At 66.5% G+C, this 13,031-nt stretch carries 14 protein-coding genes; 6 read left to right on the forward strand and 8 right to left on the reverse strand.

All coding sequences use genetic code 11. The features are described from left to right. Positions 1 to 46: 46 nt before the first annotated feature. The 4 genes from DT343_RS08370 to petA form a co-directional block, all read right to left on the reverse strand. Complete coding sequence (locus DT343_RS08370; protein WP_112862445.1) at positions 47 to 1,714, reverse strand: M28 family metallopeptidase; 1,668 nt, start codon at positions 1,712 to 1,714, stop codon at positions 47 to 49. 152 nt (positions 1,715 to 1,866) lie between these two features. Beyond that, positions 1,867 to 2,742: a cytochrome c1 gene (locus DT343_RS08375; RefSeq protein ID WP_228763776.1), complete on the reverse strand. Its 876-nt coding sequence runs from the start codon at positions 2,740 to 2,742 to the stop codon at positions 1,867 to 1,869. Between the two features lie 5 nt (positions 2,743 to 2,747). After that, the gene (locus tag DT343_RS08380) at positions 2,748 to 4,052 is read right to left on the reverse strand and encodes a cytochrome b (protein ID WP_039245598.1); all 1,305 of its coding nucleotides are present in this window, start codon (positions 4,050 to 4,052) and stop codon (positions 2,748 to 2,750) included. 16 nt (positions 4,053 to 4,068) lie between these two features. After that, entirely contained in the window at positions 4,069 to 4,626 is a 558-nt protein-coding gene (gene petA / locus DT343_RS08385; protein ID WP_045810115.1) for a ubiquinol-cytochrome c reductase iron-sulfur subunit, read from the reverse strand. A 194-nt stretch (positions 4,627 to 4,820) separates the two neighbouring features. Between petA and DT343_RS08390 the strand changes: the two genes are divergently transcribed. Both DT343_RS08390 and DT343_RS08395 read left to right on the forward strand, forming a co-directional pair. Further along, on the forward strand, positions 4,821 to 5,270 hold the full coding sequence (locus tag DT343_RS08390; RefSeq protein WP_112862446.1) for a tRNA (cytidine(34)-2'-O)-methyltransferase: 450 nt from the start codon (positions 4,821 to 4,823) through the stop codon (positions 5,268 to 5,270). Between the two features lie 106 nt (positions 5,271 to 5,376). Further along, a complete protein-coding gene (locus tag DT343_RS08395) occupies positions 5,377 to 5,940 on the forward strand; it encodes a DUF2726 domain-containing protein (RefSeq protein WP_181669144.1) in 564 nt (187 codons plus the stop codon). Here the strand turns inward: DT343_RS08395 and DT343_RS08400 are convergent. After that, positions 5,937 to 7,181: a dipeptidase gene (locus tag DT343_RS08400; protein WP_112862448.1), complete on the reverse strand. Its 1,245-nt coding sequence runs from the start codon at positions 7,179 to 7,181 to the stop codon at positions 5,937 to 5,939. The genes DT343_RS08395 and DT343_RS08400 overlap by 4 nt on opposite strands. A gap of 103 nt (positions 7,182 to 7,284) precedes the next feature. Here DT343_RS08400 and hemF point away from each other — a divergent pair, with 103 nt between their 5' ends. Further along, positions 7,285 to 8,166 (forward strand): oxygen-dependent coproporphyrinogen oxidase, encoded by an 882-nt coding sequence (hemF, locus tag DT343_RS08405; protein WP_112862614.1) that lies wholly within the window; start codon positions 7,285 to 7,287, stop codon positions 8,164 to 8,166. On the opposite strand, the gene DT343_RS08410 is transcribed toward hemF, so the two are convergent. After that, entirely contained in the window at positions 8,163 to 9,038 is an 876-nt protein-coding gene (locus tag DT343_RS08410) for a LysR family transcriptional regulator (protein ID WP_112862449.1), read from the reverse strand. The two genes, hemF and DT343_RS08410, sit on opposite strands and share 4 nt — an antisense overlap. Before the next feature lie 79 nt (positions 9,039 to 9,117). On the opposite strand from DT343_RS08410, the gene DT343_RS08415 reads away from it, so the two are divergent. Continuing rightward, positions 9,118 to 10,176 (forward strand): YeiH family protein, encoded by a 1,059-nt coding sequence (locus DT343_RS08415; RefSeq protein WP_112862450.1) that lies wholly within the window; start codon positions 9,118 to 9,120, stop codon positions 10,174 to 10,176. On the opposite strand, the gene DT343_RS08420 is transcribed toward DT343_RS08415, so the two are convergent. Together DT343_RS08420 and rlmJ are read right to left on the reverse strand one after the other, a co-directional pair. Further along, positions 10,173 to 10,904, reverse strand: coding sequence for a glutamine amidotransferase-related protein (locus DT343_RS08420; protein WP_112862451.1), 732 nt, complete (start codon positions 10,902 to 10,904; stop codon positions 10,173 to 10,175). The two genes, DT343_RS08415 and DT343_RS08420, sit on opposite strands and share 4 nt — an antisense overlap. 22 nt (positions 10,905 to 10,926) lie before the next feature. Next, positions 10,927 to 11,742 carry a 23S rRNA (adenine(2030)-N(6))-methyltransferase RlmJ gene (rlmJ, locus tag DT343_RS08425; protein WP_112862452.1) on the reverse strand — a complete coding sequence of 272 codons (816 nt, stop codon included), beginning with the start codon at positions 11,740 to 11,742 and terminating at the stop codon, positions 10,927 to 10,929. 91 nt (positions 11,743 to 11,833) lie between these two features. Between rlmJ and DT343_RS08430 the strand changes: the two genes are divergently transcribed. Next, positions 11,834 to 12,178, forward strand: coding sequence for a hypothetical protein (locus DT343_RS08430; RefSeq protein ID WP_112862453.1), 345 nt, complete (start codon positions 11,834 to 11,836; stop codon positions 12,176 to 12,178). Then, a complete protein-coding gene (locus tag DT343_RS08435) occupies positions 12,178 to 12,954 on the forward strand; it encodes a DNA topoisomerase IB (protein ID WP_258522530.1) in 777 nt (258 codons plus the stop codon). The genes DT343_RS08430 and DT343_RS08435 overlap by 1 nt, the downstream gene beginning before the upstream one ends. Positions 12,955 to 13,031 lie beyond the last annotated feature (77 nt).

Here is a 13,031-nt window from a genome sequence, read left to right on the forward strand (position 1 = left end):
AAAGGGGCGGAGATTCCTCCCCGCCCCATCTTGATGTGTGAAAAGACTAGCGGCGTTCGGACGCGGTCGTGGCGCGCACCGGCGCGAACTCCGAACCCGACTTCCACTGCGGCCAGTCGCGACCGTTCGCCAGGGCGCGACCGACATCGTAGAAGACGGTCAGGTCCTCGATCATGCCGCTGTAGTCCCAGTCGGGCGACCATTCATCCGCCGCCTGGTGATAGCGTTTGGCGCCGTATTCCGACCGCGCCGCCTCGCGCGCGGCGATCGGTTCGTCGCGGAATTCGCCCCGGCTGCCGGCGTAGGCCATCGGCACGCCGCGCTTGGCCAGCGGGAAGTGGTCCGAACGATAATAGGTGCCGGCCGCATTTTCGTAGTCCGGCACCAGCGACCGCCCTTGCGGCTGGATCGCCGCCGCCAGACGTTCGTCGAAGTCCGACTGGCCATATCCGGTGACGCCTAGACCCGTGACGCGGCCATAGACGTTCATGGAGTCCATGTTGAACCCGCCCACCGTCTTGGCCAGCGGATAGACCGGGTTCACCGCATAGTATTCCGAGCCCAGCAGGCCGCTTTCCTCGCCGGTGAAGCTGATCATCACGATCGAGCGTTCGGTGCGCGGCGCGCGACCGAACATCCGCGCCAGCTCCAGCAGACCCGCCGTGCCCGACGCGTTGTCCACCGCCCCGTTGAAGATGCGGTCGCCGGTCGCATCCGGCTCGCCCATGCCGATGTGATCCCAGTGGGCGGTATAGAGGATCGTCTCGTCCGGATGAGTCGCGCCCGGCAGGCGGGCGATGACGTTGTGGCTGGTGACCTGATTGGTGGCCACGTCGAACTCGGTCGAGAAGGATGCGCCGGGCAAGGCGACCGGCTGGAAGTCACGGCTGCGCGCCTGAACCTTCAGCGCGTCGAAATCCAGACCCGCGCGACGGAACAGGTCGACCGCCACGTCACGCTGGATCCAGCCCTCCATCGGCACGCGCTCCGCCGCCGCATTCTGGCGCAGGATGTCGAACTGCGACACGCCCCAGGAGTTGGCGACCGTCTGCCAGCCGTAAGACGCCGGCGCCGTCTCGTGCACGATCAGCACGCCCGCCGCGCCCTGTTTGGCCGCCTCTTCGTATTTGTAGGTCCAGCGGCCGTAATAGGTCATGGCCTTGCCGCCGAAGGTGTTCAGCGCTGGCTCCTCGAAGTCGGCGTCATTGACCAGCACGACCAGGATCTTGCCTCGCAGGTCCTGGCCCTTGAAGTCGTTCCACTGCCGCTCGGGCGCATTGATGCCATAGCCGACGAAGACCAGCGGGGCGTCCTTCAGGCTGACGTGTTCAGCCGGGCGGCGGGTCGAGATGGCGACCTCGCGCCCTTGGGTCATCGGCAGGGTCCAGTCGCCCAGCTTCAGCGAAGCGCGCACATTGGACTGGGTGAAGCGGTTCAGGATCACGTCCTGCGTCCATTGACCGTTCGGGCCGCCCGGCTCGAACCCGGCGGCGGCGTAGCCTTCGCTCAGATACCGGATGACCTTTTCCTCGGCCGGCGTGGCGATGCCCCTGCCCTCGAAGCTGTCGTCCGACAGCGTCTTGATGTCCTGCGAGATCCGCGCCGCATCGAAAGTCGGGACGGTGTGAACCGCAGCGGGATTGGACGCCGTGGCGCAGGCGGACAAGGCGGCGCTCGCCAACAGAACGGCGGCGAAAGAAGAGACAAGACGCATGAACTGAAGGCCCCACAGCCGGAAACGATACGCGACCCTAGGGGGCGAACTTCTCCCTGTCGATGCTGCGTCCCGGACCTTTCGTCGCAAACGAAAAAGCCCGCCGAGGCGAACCTTGGCGGGCTTACGATTTCGATCCGGCGGCGATGTCCTTAGTGGGCGACGCCCTTCCAGATGCGGCGGTAGGCGACATAGGTGATGCCGGCGAACAGCAGCAGATAGATCATCACGCCCAGACCGGCCTGCTTGCGCTCGACCATCTTCGGCTCGGACGTCCAGGCGATGAAGGCCGCGACGTCCTTGGCGTATTGATCGACCGTCTGCGGCGAGCCGTCGTCATAGGTCACTTGACCGTTCTGAAGCGGCGGCGGCATGGCGATGAAACCGCCGGGCGGAACGTCCTTGTGGTCGCCCGTCCAGAACGGCGTCAGGTCGCCGGCCATATAGGGGTTGTAGTGCTGACCCTCGCGGATCTGCAGGCCGGCCGGCGCGGCCTTGTAGCCCGACAGCAGCGAATAGATGTAGTTCGCGCCGTCGTGACGGGCCTTGGCCATGACCGAAAGGTCGGGCGGCGCGGCGCCGCCATTGCCCGCCGCCGCCGCCGTAGCGTTCGGATAGGGGGCGCGGAACTTGTCGGCCGGCGTGGCGTCGCGCTGGATCGCCTCGCCGGTCTCGCTGTCGATGTCGCCGACCTGATTTTCCTTGGCCAGAGCCTTCACGACAGGGTTGTCGTTCGGGTTCGGGTACTTCGGATTCCAGAACGGCCCATGACGGTCCCCCAGGTTCCGATAGTGCATCAGGTTCATGCTGTGACAGGCGGCGCAGACCTCGTGATAGACCTTGTAGCCGCGTTGCAGCTGGCCCTGGTCATAGGTGCCGAACGGCCCTTCGAAGCTGAACCCGCCCGAGCGCGGATGGGCGGCGGCGCCCGCCGCCATGGCGGGAGCGGCGGCGCTCAACAGACCCAGCGCAATCGCGGCCGAGGTGATGATCGTCTTGAACGACACGGTCTTCATTCCAATCGTCATGATTTTCAGACCTTGTGCTCGACGGCGCCGGCGCCGGTCAGGACCGGCTCGGAGATCGTCGCCGGGATCGGCAGCGGCTGCTCCTTCAACCCAACCAGCGGCATGATGATCAGGAAGAAGACGAAGTAGTAGAGGGTGAAGACCCGCGTCAGCCACAGGTAGGAGTTCAGGTCGCCGTCGATCAGGGTGAAGGTCTTGAACGACCCGATCACCGGCGCGTCAGGCAGCTGACCACCGCACCAGCCCAGGCCAACGCCCACCACCAGGAAGATGATGAAGAAGGTCCGCATCGTCGGGCGATAGCGCATCGAGCGCACCTTGGACGTATCCAGCCAGGGTAGGACGAACAGCACGCCGATGGCGCTGAACATCGCCACCACGCCGCCGAACTTGTCCGGGATGGCGCGCAGGATCGCGTAGAAGGGCAGCATGTACCACTCGGGCACGATGTGGGCCGGCGTCTGCAGCGGGTTGGCCGGGATGTAGTTGTCGGCGTGGCCCAGCGCGTTCGGCTGATAGAAGACGAAGATGGCGAACAGGATCAGGAACAGGATGATCGCAAAGCCGTCCTTGACCGTGAAATACGGGTGGAAGGGCAGCGTGTCCTTCTTCTCCCGATCCTTCGGGATCAGGATGCCGACCGGGTTGTTCTGACCGGCCGAGTGAAGCGCCCAAAGGTGCAGCACGACGCAGCCCAGGATCGCGAACGGCAGCAGATAGTGCAGCGAGAAGAAGCGGTTCAGCGTCGCATTGTCGATTGCCGGGCCGCCGCGCAGCCAGATCAGGATCGGCTCGCCCAGCACGGGGATGGCGCCGATCAGGTTGGTGATGACCTCAGCGCCCCAGAACGACATCTGGCCCCACGGCAGGACGTAGCCCAGGAAGGCGGTGGCGATCATCAGGAAGAAGATCACGCAGCCGATGATCCAGATCATCTCGCGCGGCGCCTTGTACGAGCCGTAGTAGAGGCCGCGCAGCATGTGCAGATAGACGGCGATGAAGAACATCGACGCGCCGTTGGCGTGGACATAACGGATCAGCCAGCCGCCGTTCACGTCGCGCATGATGCGCTCGACCGAGGCGAAGGCCAGGTCGACGTTCGGCGTATAGTGCATGGCCAGAACGATGCCGGTGACGATCTGCGTCATCAGGCAAAGGGCCAGGATGCCGCCGAAGGTCCACCAGTAGTTCAGGTTCCGCGGCGTCGGCAGGGACATGTAGTCCGCGCCGAAACGGATGATCGGCAGCCGGGTGTCCAGCCACTTCTCGACGCCCGTCTTCGGGACGTAGGTGCTCTCGTGATCGCTCATGATTCCCCCTTGGTCCTCAGCCGATCTTGACGCGGGTGTCGGACAGATAATCGTATTCCGGCACCACCAGGTTCAGAGGCGCCGGCCCCTTACGAATGCGGCCGGAGGCGTCGTAGTGCGAGCCGTGGCAGGGGCAGAACCAGCCGCCGTAATCGCCCGCGCCGAAGGTCGGCACGCAACCCAGGTGCGTGCACGAACCGATGACGACCAGATATTTCTCGTGACCCGGCTTGGTGCGCTCGGCGTCGGTCTGGGGCTGCTTCAGGTCCGGAGCATGATCGTCCGCGATGACCTTCTGCAGCTCGGCCGGGGTGCGGTAACGCACGAACACCGGCTTGCCCTGCCATTTGATGACGACCTGCTGGCCTTCCTGAACCTTGGTCAGGTCGAACTCGATCGACGCCAGCGCCAGCGTATCGGCCGCCGGATTCATTTGGTTGATCAGCGGCCATGCGATCATGGCGCCCGCGCCGACCGCTGCGGCGCCCGCCGCAATGTAGATAAAGTCCCGACGATTGGGATCACCGCCCTCAGGGCTGTGACCGTCTTCCGTATGCACGACCGATTCGGCCACGTTTCCACCTCTCGAACGCCGCAGAAGACCCCCAAGGGCGTCCCCAGCCACGGCACGAACCAACAAAAGACGCCGGGAATCCCCGACGGCCCGTGACTTGCGCCGCATTGGACGCAAGCTGCTGACGTTTCTTGCGAAACGCTCGCAAACAGACCGCGACAAACCCCCTCGCCGCGCGTATGTCAGGCCTTAGAATGCGTCTCGCCCTTTTTCAACCGGACATTCCTCAGAACGTCGGAGCCTGCATCCGATTGTCGGCCTGTTTCGGCGTCGATCTGCATGTGATCGAGCCGACGGGCTTCCGTTTCGACGACCGCGCCATGAAGCGCGCGGCCCTTGACTACGGCCCCTTGTCCCACATGACCCGCCACGCCGATTGGGAAGCCTTCCAGGCGGATCGTCCGGCCGGGCGGCTGGTGCTGCTTACGACCAAGGGCGCAACACCCCTGCCTGATTTCCTCTTCCAGCCTGACGACACCCTGCTGTTCGGCAAGGAAAGCGCCGGCGCTCCCGACTATGTCCACGCCGCCGCCGACGCGCGTCTAGTCGTGCCGCTGAGACCCGACGCCCGCTCGCTGAACCTGTCGGTCACCGCCGGCATCGCCCTGTGGGAGGGCCTGCGCCAGACCGGCGGAGTCGGGTGAACCGAATTTACCTCGTCTGGTAACGCGCTCTACAATCACGCATTGATAAGCAAGCGCCTCCAAGTTCAACTGCGGGGCGCAAAGCACGATGGACACAACTCCCGCCGTGGTGGCGATCATCGTCTTCCTGGTGATCGTCGGGGCCTGGGAACTCAGCCGCAAGCGCCCCAAGCGCCGCCACACACATCGTTCCAATCTCGGCAGCTTCAGGCCCGGCGCCAAGATCGCGGCTCGACCGAAAGTCGCGACGGCCCAACTTGACATGGTGATGCGCGCCGCCTTTCAGGCTAGGCCTCTGATGTCCCGCGCCGAAGCCTCGGTGTTCTATACTGCCGAACGCGCGATAAAGCGCCTCGACATCAAGGGGCGAGTGATGGCGCAGGTTTCGCTCGGTGAGATTCTGCGGTCGCCAGACGACGAGGCCTTTCGCGCCATTAACAGCAAACGCGTCGATATTCTGGTCATCTCCCAAACCGGATGGCCCCTCGCCGCGGTCGAATACCAGGGCGAAGCCCACTACCAGGGCACGGCCTACGCGCGTGACGCCGTCAAGAAGGCGGCGCTCCAACGCGCTGGGATCGCCTATCTTGAAGTGACCCCCCAACACAGCGCCGAAGATATTGAGCGCGATCTCGCCCGCGTCCTGCAGGCGCATATGGCGCCCGCTTAAGATTCCGGCCGCGCCATCGACGGCCGCTCGCCGGCCTTTGACGCCGCGACGGCCTCGACCGACCGCATAACCCGCAGCAGGTTCTCGCCGGCGATCTTGCGGATGTCGGCCTCGGTCCAGCCCGCCGCCATCAGGGCCGCCAGAATTCGCGGATAGACGTCCACCCCGCCCATGCCTTCCGGCAGGCTGCCGATGCCGTCGAAATCGGCGCCCAGGCCGACGTGGTCGATGCCCGCCACTGCGCGCACGTGCTGAATATGCGCCACCACGTCGGCCAGAGTCGCCTGGGGCGTCGGATTGGCGGCGGTCCAGGCGGTCAGCCCGGCCTCGACCGCGCCGGGATCGCCGGGGTTCAAGGTCTTCAGCCGCGCCTCCTCGCCCGCCTTGGCCCCGTTCCAGGCCCGCACCGCCTCGGACACGAAGCCGGGGGCCAGATTGATCATCACGATGCCGCCGTCCTGCGGCATCATCCGCAGCACTTGATCCGGCACGTTGCGCGGATGATCCGTGACTGCCCGCGCCGAGGAGTGGGAGAAGATCACCGGCGCATCGGACACGCGCATGGCGTCCAGCATCGTCTCCTCGAACACGTGGCTGAGATCGACCATCATGCCCAACCGGTTCATCTCCTTGACCACCGCCTCGCCGAACGGGCTGAGCCCGCCCCACTTCGGCGCGTCCGTCGCGCTGTCGGCCCAGGTCGTGGTCTTGGAATGGGTCAGGGTCATGTAGCGCGCGCCGGCCCGATAGAATTCACGCAGCAGGGCCAGGGAATCGTCGATCGAATAGCCGCCCTCCATCCCGATCAGGCTGGCGATCCGCCCCGACTTGAACACCGCATCCACCTCGTCCGCCGTGGTGGCCAGGCTGAAGGTGTCGGGATGGGCGGCGATGATGCGTTTGGCCGTATCGATCTGCTCAAAGGTTTCTTCGACCGCCTCCAGCGGCGTCAGGCTGGCGGGCACATAGACGGACCAGAACTGCCCTCCGACGCCTCCGGCCCGCAGGCGCGCGATATCGGTATGCAGTTTGGTCGACGCCGCCAGATTCTTCGTCAGATCAACGGCGTAAACGTCGTTTGCGTACTGCTGTCGCAGCGCCCACGGCAGGTCGTTATGCCCGTCGATCAGCGGCGTGGTCTTCAGAATCTCCATCACACGCGCCTCATCGGCGTCCTGAGCGTGGGCCACCCCTCCCAGCGCGAGCGATACGACGGCGACGGAAACGAGACGACGGATCATGGGCGGGCGTCCTGAAAACGGCAGGCGGCCATTAGCGCCCGCGATTCTGCTTATGACAACCTCGCCGGATGACGCCGCCGCCGCAACGTGGTTCAAGCGCGCCATGAGCGACGCCGTCTTCTCCGATCCGCTCGACCTGAAGAAGGTCGAGACCCGCGCCTGGTTCGAACATCTGCGCGACCGCATCCACGCCGCCTTCGAGGCGCTGGAGGATGCCGCCCCCGCCGACCTGTTCCCCGGCGAGCCCGGTCGCTTCGTACGCACCGCATGGGAACGGCCCGAGGGCGGCGGCGGCGTCATGGGCATGATGCACGGCCGCCTGTTCGAAAAGGTCGGCGTCCACGTCTCGACGGTGCATGGCGCCTTTCCCGCTGACTACGCCAAGAACGTGCCCGGCGCCGACGTCGATCCGCGCTTCTTCGCGACGGGGATCAGCCTGATCTGCCACCCCGTCAGCCCACGCATTCCGGCCGTCCACATGAACACCCGCTTCATCGCCACGACCAAGAGCTGGTTCGGCGGCGGCGGCGACCTGACGCCCGTGCTGATGGCGGATCGTCGTCAGGAACACCCTGACACCGTGGCCTTCCACGCCGCCATGCAGGCCGCCTGCGACGCCCACGACCCGACCTGGCACGCCAAATACAAGGCCTGGTGCGACGAGTATTTCTATCTGCCCCACCGCAAGGAGCCGCGCGGCACCGGCGGCGTCTTCTACGATCATCACGACAGCGGCGACTATGACCGAGACTTCGCCTTTACTCGCGACATCGGCCTGGCCTTCCTGGACGTCTATCCCAGCATCGTTGCCAGCCGCATGGCCGAGCCCTGGACGGCCGAGGAACGCGAGGAACAGCTGATCCGCCGGGGCCGCTACGTCGAGTTCAACCTGCTCTACGACCGTGGCACCATGTTCGGGCTGAAGACGGGCGGAAACGTCGACTCGATCCTGTCGTCCATGCCACCGGTGGTGAAGTGGCCCTAGCCCATCGCCTCGACGAATACGTCGCCGGCGCGGCTGCGATATCGTTCGCGGTGTCGTAACAGGCGGAACGGCCGCTCCGGCAGGGTGAAGGGCGCCGTCACCAGCCGCCCGGCCGCCACCGACGCATAGGCCACGCTTTCCGACAGGGCCGTGGCTCCCGCCCCCGCCTCGGCCGCCGCCAGCACGGCTTCGTTCGACGGCAGGGTCATCGATACCGACAACGTCGCGGGGTCAATCCCCATGTCCCGCACCGCCGCCTCCAGCGTCGATCGCGTGCCAGAGCCGACTTCGCGCAACACCCAGGGCTGGCCCGCCAGATCCTTGGCCTCCAGCCGACGTCGCGTCGCCCACGGATGGTCCGGCGTCACCAGAACGGCCAGCCGATCCGACCCCACCTGAACCTGCGACAGGGCCGGTTCCTCCACGGCCCCCTCGACCAGGCCGATCTCGGCGGCGCCGCTCAGCACCGCCTGCGCCGCCTCGCGCGTGTTGCCGATCTCGACGGCCAGTTCGACGCCGGGATAGGCCGTGTGGAAATCCACCAGCCGGCGCGGCAGCCAGTAGCTGGCGATGGTCTGACTGGCGAACACCGCCAGACGCCCGCGCCGTAGGGCGCTCATGTCCGCCAGAGCCGCCTCAGCCGCCGCCGCTCGCGCCAGCACCGCCTTGGCCTCGGGCAGGAAGGCGCGGCCGGTCTCGTTCAGCACCACGCCACGCCCGACCCGGTCGAACAACCGCACGTCATGCTCGGCTTCCAAAGCGGCCAAAGCATTCGACACCGCCGACTGCGTCAGGTTCAGCGCCCTTGCCGCCGCCGTCACATGGTCACGCTCGGCGACGGCGACGAAGATACGCAGGCGTTCCAAGGTCACGATTGATCTCCAAATCGGATTGAAACGACCATAACTATCCGTTGGACCGCCGTCGAGGGCAGGCGCATCACGTTTGAGGATGAAGTCCGCCGCCCTGCCCGCCCCCTTCCAAGCGCCCAGTTTGGCGTCGGCGACGGCGTTCGCGCGTAAAATCCGGCCCGGCGTCATGCTGTGCCTGTTGGTCACTCTGGCCGCCATCGGCCTGACCAGTATCGAGCGCGACGTGATCGGCCATGTCTGGCTGGAGCCGCTGGTGCTGGCCATCCTGCTGGGCGCCGCCGTCCGCACCGCCTGGACGCCCGATGCACGGTTCAAGGCCGGGATCGACTTCTCGGCCAAGATGCTGCTGGAAGTGGCGGTGGTGCTGCTCGGCGCCTCCGTCAGCGCCGCCACCCTGTCATCGCTGGGCGTCGGCTTCGTCCTGGGCATCTTCGCCCTGGTCGCGCTCGCCATCGTCGTCAGTTTTGGCGTCGGTCGCGCCTTGGGCCTGAACGCGCGCATGGCTCTGCTGGTCGCCTGCGGCAACGCCATCTGCGGCAACTCCGCCATCGCCGCCGTCGCCCCCGTCATCGACGCAGACGGGAAAGAGGTAGCCGCTTCCATCGCTTTCACCGCCGTGCTCGGCGTGATCGTGGTTCTGACCCTGCCCCTGCTGGGCGGCCTGATCCATCTGAACGGCCTGCAATATGGCGCACTGGCTGGTCTGACCGTCTATGCGGTGCCGCAGGTTCTGGCCGCCGCCGCGCCCTTCGGCGCCCTCGCCACCCAGACCGGCACGGTGGTCAAGTTGGTGCGGGTGCTGATGCTCGGTCCTGTCATCCTCGCCCTGTCACTGATCTTCCGCGACCGCGTGCCCGGCGCCGCAAAGCCCGGACTATCGCGCCTGCTCCCGTGGTTCATCATAGGCTTCCTAGTCATGATCGGCTTGCGCTCGTTTGACCTGATCCCGCAGGCTGCGCTCGCGCCCATGGCCGCCGCCTCGGGCCTGCTGACCGTCGTCGCCATGGCTGCCTTGGGTCTCCAGACCGACATCCGCGCCGTCGCCCGCGCCGGCGGCCGCGTCGTCGCCGCCGTCATCCTGTCGCTGGGCGCCCTTGTGGTGCTGGCGCTGGCGTTGATCCGGCTGCTGGGGCTCTAGATCCCGCTGCCGTCATCCTCGACCGGCGGCGGGGTCAGCAGCAGGAAGGCGCGGATCCAGGCCGTCAACACCGCCCGGTCGTTGGGCCGCTTCAGACTGTCGATCGCCTGATCGGCCACATCATGCGGGATGCGCGCCCCGCGCCGTCCCTCGATCAGGGCCGCCGCATAGTCCGGCTGAAACTCCGGGTGGCACTGGAACGAGATCGCATCGTCGCCCCAGGCAAGGCCGGCGTACGGCGTGAACCCGCTGGACGCGATCACCCGCGCGTCGTCCGAAACCGCGACGACCTGATCCTGGTGCGACACAGGAATGGCGATCGTTCGCGCCCGCGGATGCATCCATGGCGCATCCTCGCGCACGTCATAGCGGTGCAGGCCCACGCCCCATCCCTTGTGCGATTTCTCCACCACTCCGCCGAACGCATGGGCCAGCGCCTGATGCCCGAAACAGATGCCGACCAGCCGCGTCCGCCCCCGCGCCGCCCTCAGCCAGTCGATCAGCTGCGGGATCCACGGCAGGTCGTCATAGACTCCCGCAGCCGATCCCGTGACGATGGCCCCCTGAAATGCTGATGGATCCTCGGGCAGTTGCCCCGACTGCACGTCGAACCGCGTCGTCGGCACGCCCTCGCCCAGCAGGGCCCGGAACCGCGCCGGATAGTCATCGAAATCGTCCTTCAGATGCTCCGGCGGGTGTCCGGTTTCCAGAATGGCGATGCGCGTCATGCCACCAACCTAGTGACTGCGCTCAGAAGGTCCAGACCTCGGCCCGTCCGCCCGCTTCGCCCAGCGCCCCTGCGACCCAGCCGCAAATCTCGGCCGCGGCCGCTTCCGCGCCCGCCGGCGGATTGACCACCACCATGGCGCATCCGTTCATCTTCATCGGATTGGTCAGCGGCCTCAGCCGCGCCTCGGCGACCAGGGTCGGCCCCGCCTTGCCCTGCAGCCGCCGGATGAAGCCGTCGAAGGTCTCCAGATCCTTCAGCGGCGTCCAGATCGCCACCGTCGCCGTCGGATCGCACCTCACCACCGAAATCGCGGTCTCGGCCGAGCGGATATAGTCGTCGGGCTTTTCGAACGGCGGGTCGATCAGCACCAGCGGCCCGCTTACCTTCGCCGCCTCCGCCGTCACCGCCGCATAGCCGTCGCCCTCGCGCGCCTCGGCGTTCGCTCGCCCCGTCAGCGCCTCGGCCAGCATGGCCCGAACCGGCGGGTTCAGCTCGAACCCGACATAGCGACCGCCAGGCGTCAGCGCGTCCGCGATCAGCAAAGGCGACCCCGGATAGAACCGCGCCCCGCCGTCAGGATTCAGCGCCGCCACCTCGCCCGCCAGCGCGTCCATCAGCGGCGTCCGCCCGTCGGCGGACATCAGACGCGCCACGCCGGCCTCGGCCTCCTTGGACCGCGCGCCGTCGCCCGACAGATCGTACAGCCCCCCCCCCGCATGGGTATCGAACACCGTCAGCGGCCCCGACGCCTGCCGCGCTTTCACCAACCACAGCACCAAGGCATGCTTGACCAGGTCGGCGAAGTTTCCGGCGTGAAAGCTGTGGCGATAGTTCATGCCGCCTCGTCTCCCGCCCGGCCCGCGCGGTCAAGCGGAACTCGCGCGCCAGACACGGCGTTCGGCCTAAGTCCTTGTACGGAAAGATGCGATGGCCGCCAAAACCACCCTCACCGACGCGCAACGCAAGCCGCCCAAGGGCGTCGCAACCCAGGCCAAGCGCGGTCTCGACCTGCGCGAAAAGCACGACCGGGGCGGCACTGAGGTCGGCGTACGCCGCGCCCATCAGTTGGCGGATCAGAAGCCCGTCTCGGACAAGGACATCAAGGACATCTACAGCTACTTCGCCCGCCACACCGTGGACAAGGACGGCAAGGGTTGGGCCAGCCGCACCGATCCTTCCGCCGGCTATATCGCCTGGCTGCTGTGGGGCGGCGACCCGGCCGAACGCTGGATCAAACGGCTGCATGACCGTCTCGAAAAGGCGAACGGGTGATGGCCGACGGATCGCACGCCTTCGACATCGCCGCCGAAGTCCCTCAAGGCCTCAGCTATTGCAGCGACGAGTTCGCGGGCCTGACGCGCCGCCGCGCCGGCAAGGGCTGGTCGTATCGCGACGCCAAGGGCAAGACCGTGACGGACGCCAAGACCCTGGCCCGCATCCGCGCCCTGGCCATTCCGCCTGCCTGGACTGACGTCTGGATCTGTCCCAAGGCCAACGGCCATATCCAGGCCACCGGCCGGGACGTGAAGGGCCGCAAACAATATCGCTATCACAACGACTGGAGCACGGCCCGCTCCGAGAACAAGTTCGACAAGCTGCCGGCCTTCTCGCGCAACCTGCCGAAACTGCGCGAGAAGGTCGAACACGACCTGGCCCTTCGCGGCATCTGTCGCGACAAGGTGCTAGCCACCGCCGTGCGCCTGCTGGAGATCACCCTGATCCGGGTCGGCAACTCCATCTACGCCAAACAGAACCGCAGCTACGGCCTGACGACCCTGCACAAGCGCCACATTGACGTGGACGGCGCGGCCCTGACGTTTGAGTTTCGCGGCAAGAGCGGCAAGGATCACAGCGTCAGCGTCAAGGACCGCCGACTGGCCAAGGTCGTGCGGCAGCTGGAAGGCCTGCCCGGCCAGCAGCTATTCAAATACCGCGCGGCCGACGGTGCGCTGTGCCCGGTCGATTCCGACGATGTGAACGCCTACCCCCACCGTCTGCCGCGCGTCCTATGTCCACCCCAAGGTCTTCGCCCTGTTCGAAAGCGGTGAAATCGGCAAGGCCTTGCCGGGCGCGGAGACCAAGGGGTTCGAAAAGGCGCTGATCAAACAGCTGCTCGCGGTGTGAC

The organism is Brevundimonas vesicularis, assembly GCF_900445985.1.
In the GTDB taxonomy this organism is placed as follows: Bacteria; Pseudomonadota; Alphaproteobacteria; order Caulobacterales; family Caulobacteraceae; genus Brevundimonas; species Brevundimonas vesicularis_D.

Coding starts and splice junctions, on each gene's coding strand:
- DT343_RS08415 (WP_112862450.1), top strand. CDS start 9,118: ATGAAGTCCGCCGCCCTGCCCGCCCCCTTCCAAGCGCCCAGTTTGGCG.
- rlmJ (WP_112862452.1), bottom strand. CDS start 11,742: ATGAACTATCGCCACAGCTTTCACGCCGGAAACTTCGCCGACCTGGTC.
- hemF (WP_112862614.1), top strand. CDS start 7,285: ATGAGCGACGCCGTCTTCTCCGATCCGCTCGACCTGAAGAAGGTCGAG.
- DT343_RS08400 (WP_112862448.1), bottom strand. CDS start 7,181: ATGATCCGTCGTCTCGTTTCCGTCGCCGTCGTATCGCTCGCGCTGGGA.
- DT343_RS08380 (WP_039245598.1), bottom strand. CDS start 4,052: ATGAGCGATCACGAGAGCACCTACGTCCCGAAGACGGGCGTCGAGAAG.
- DT343_RS08370 (WP_112862445.1), bottom strand. CDS start 1,714: ATGCGTCTTGTCTCTTCTTTCGCCGCCGTTCTGTTGGCGAGCGCCGCC.
- DT343_RS08420 (WP_112862451.1), bottom strand. CDS start 10,904: ATGACGCGCATCGCCATTCTGGAAACCGGACACCCGCCGGAGCATCTG.
- DT343_RS08435 (WP_258522530.1), top strand. CDS start 12,178: ATGGCCGACGGATCGCACGCCTTCGACATCGCCGCCGAAGTCCCTCAA.
- DT343_RS08375 (WP_228763776.1), bottom strand. CDS start 2,742: ATGACGATTGGAATGAAGACCGTGTCGTTCAAGACGATCATCACCTCG.
- DT343_RS08390 (WP_112862446.1), top strand. CDS start 4,821: ATGCGTCTCGCCCTTTTTCAACCGGACATTCCTCAGAACGTCGGAGCC.
- DT343_RS08430 (WP_112862453.1), top strand. CDS start 11,834: ATGGCCGCCAAAACCACCCTCACCGACGCGCAACGCAAGCCGCCCAAG.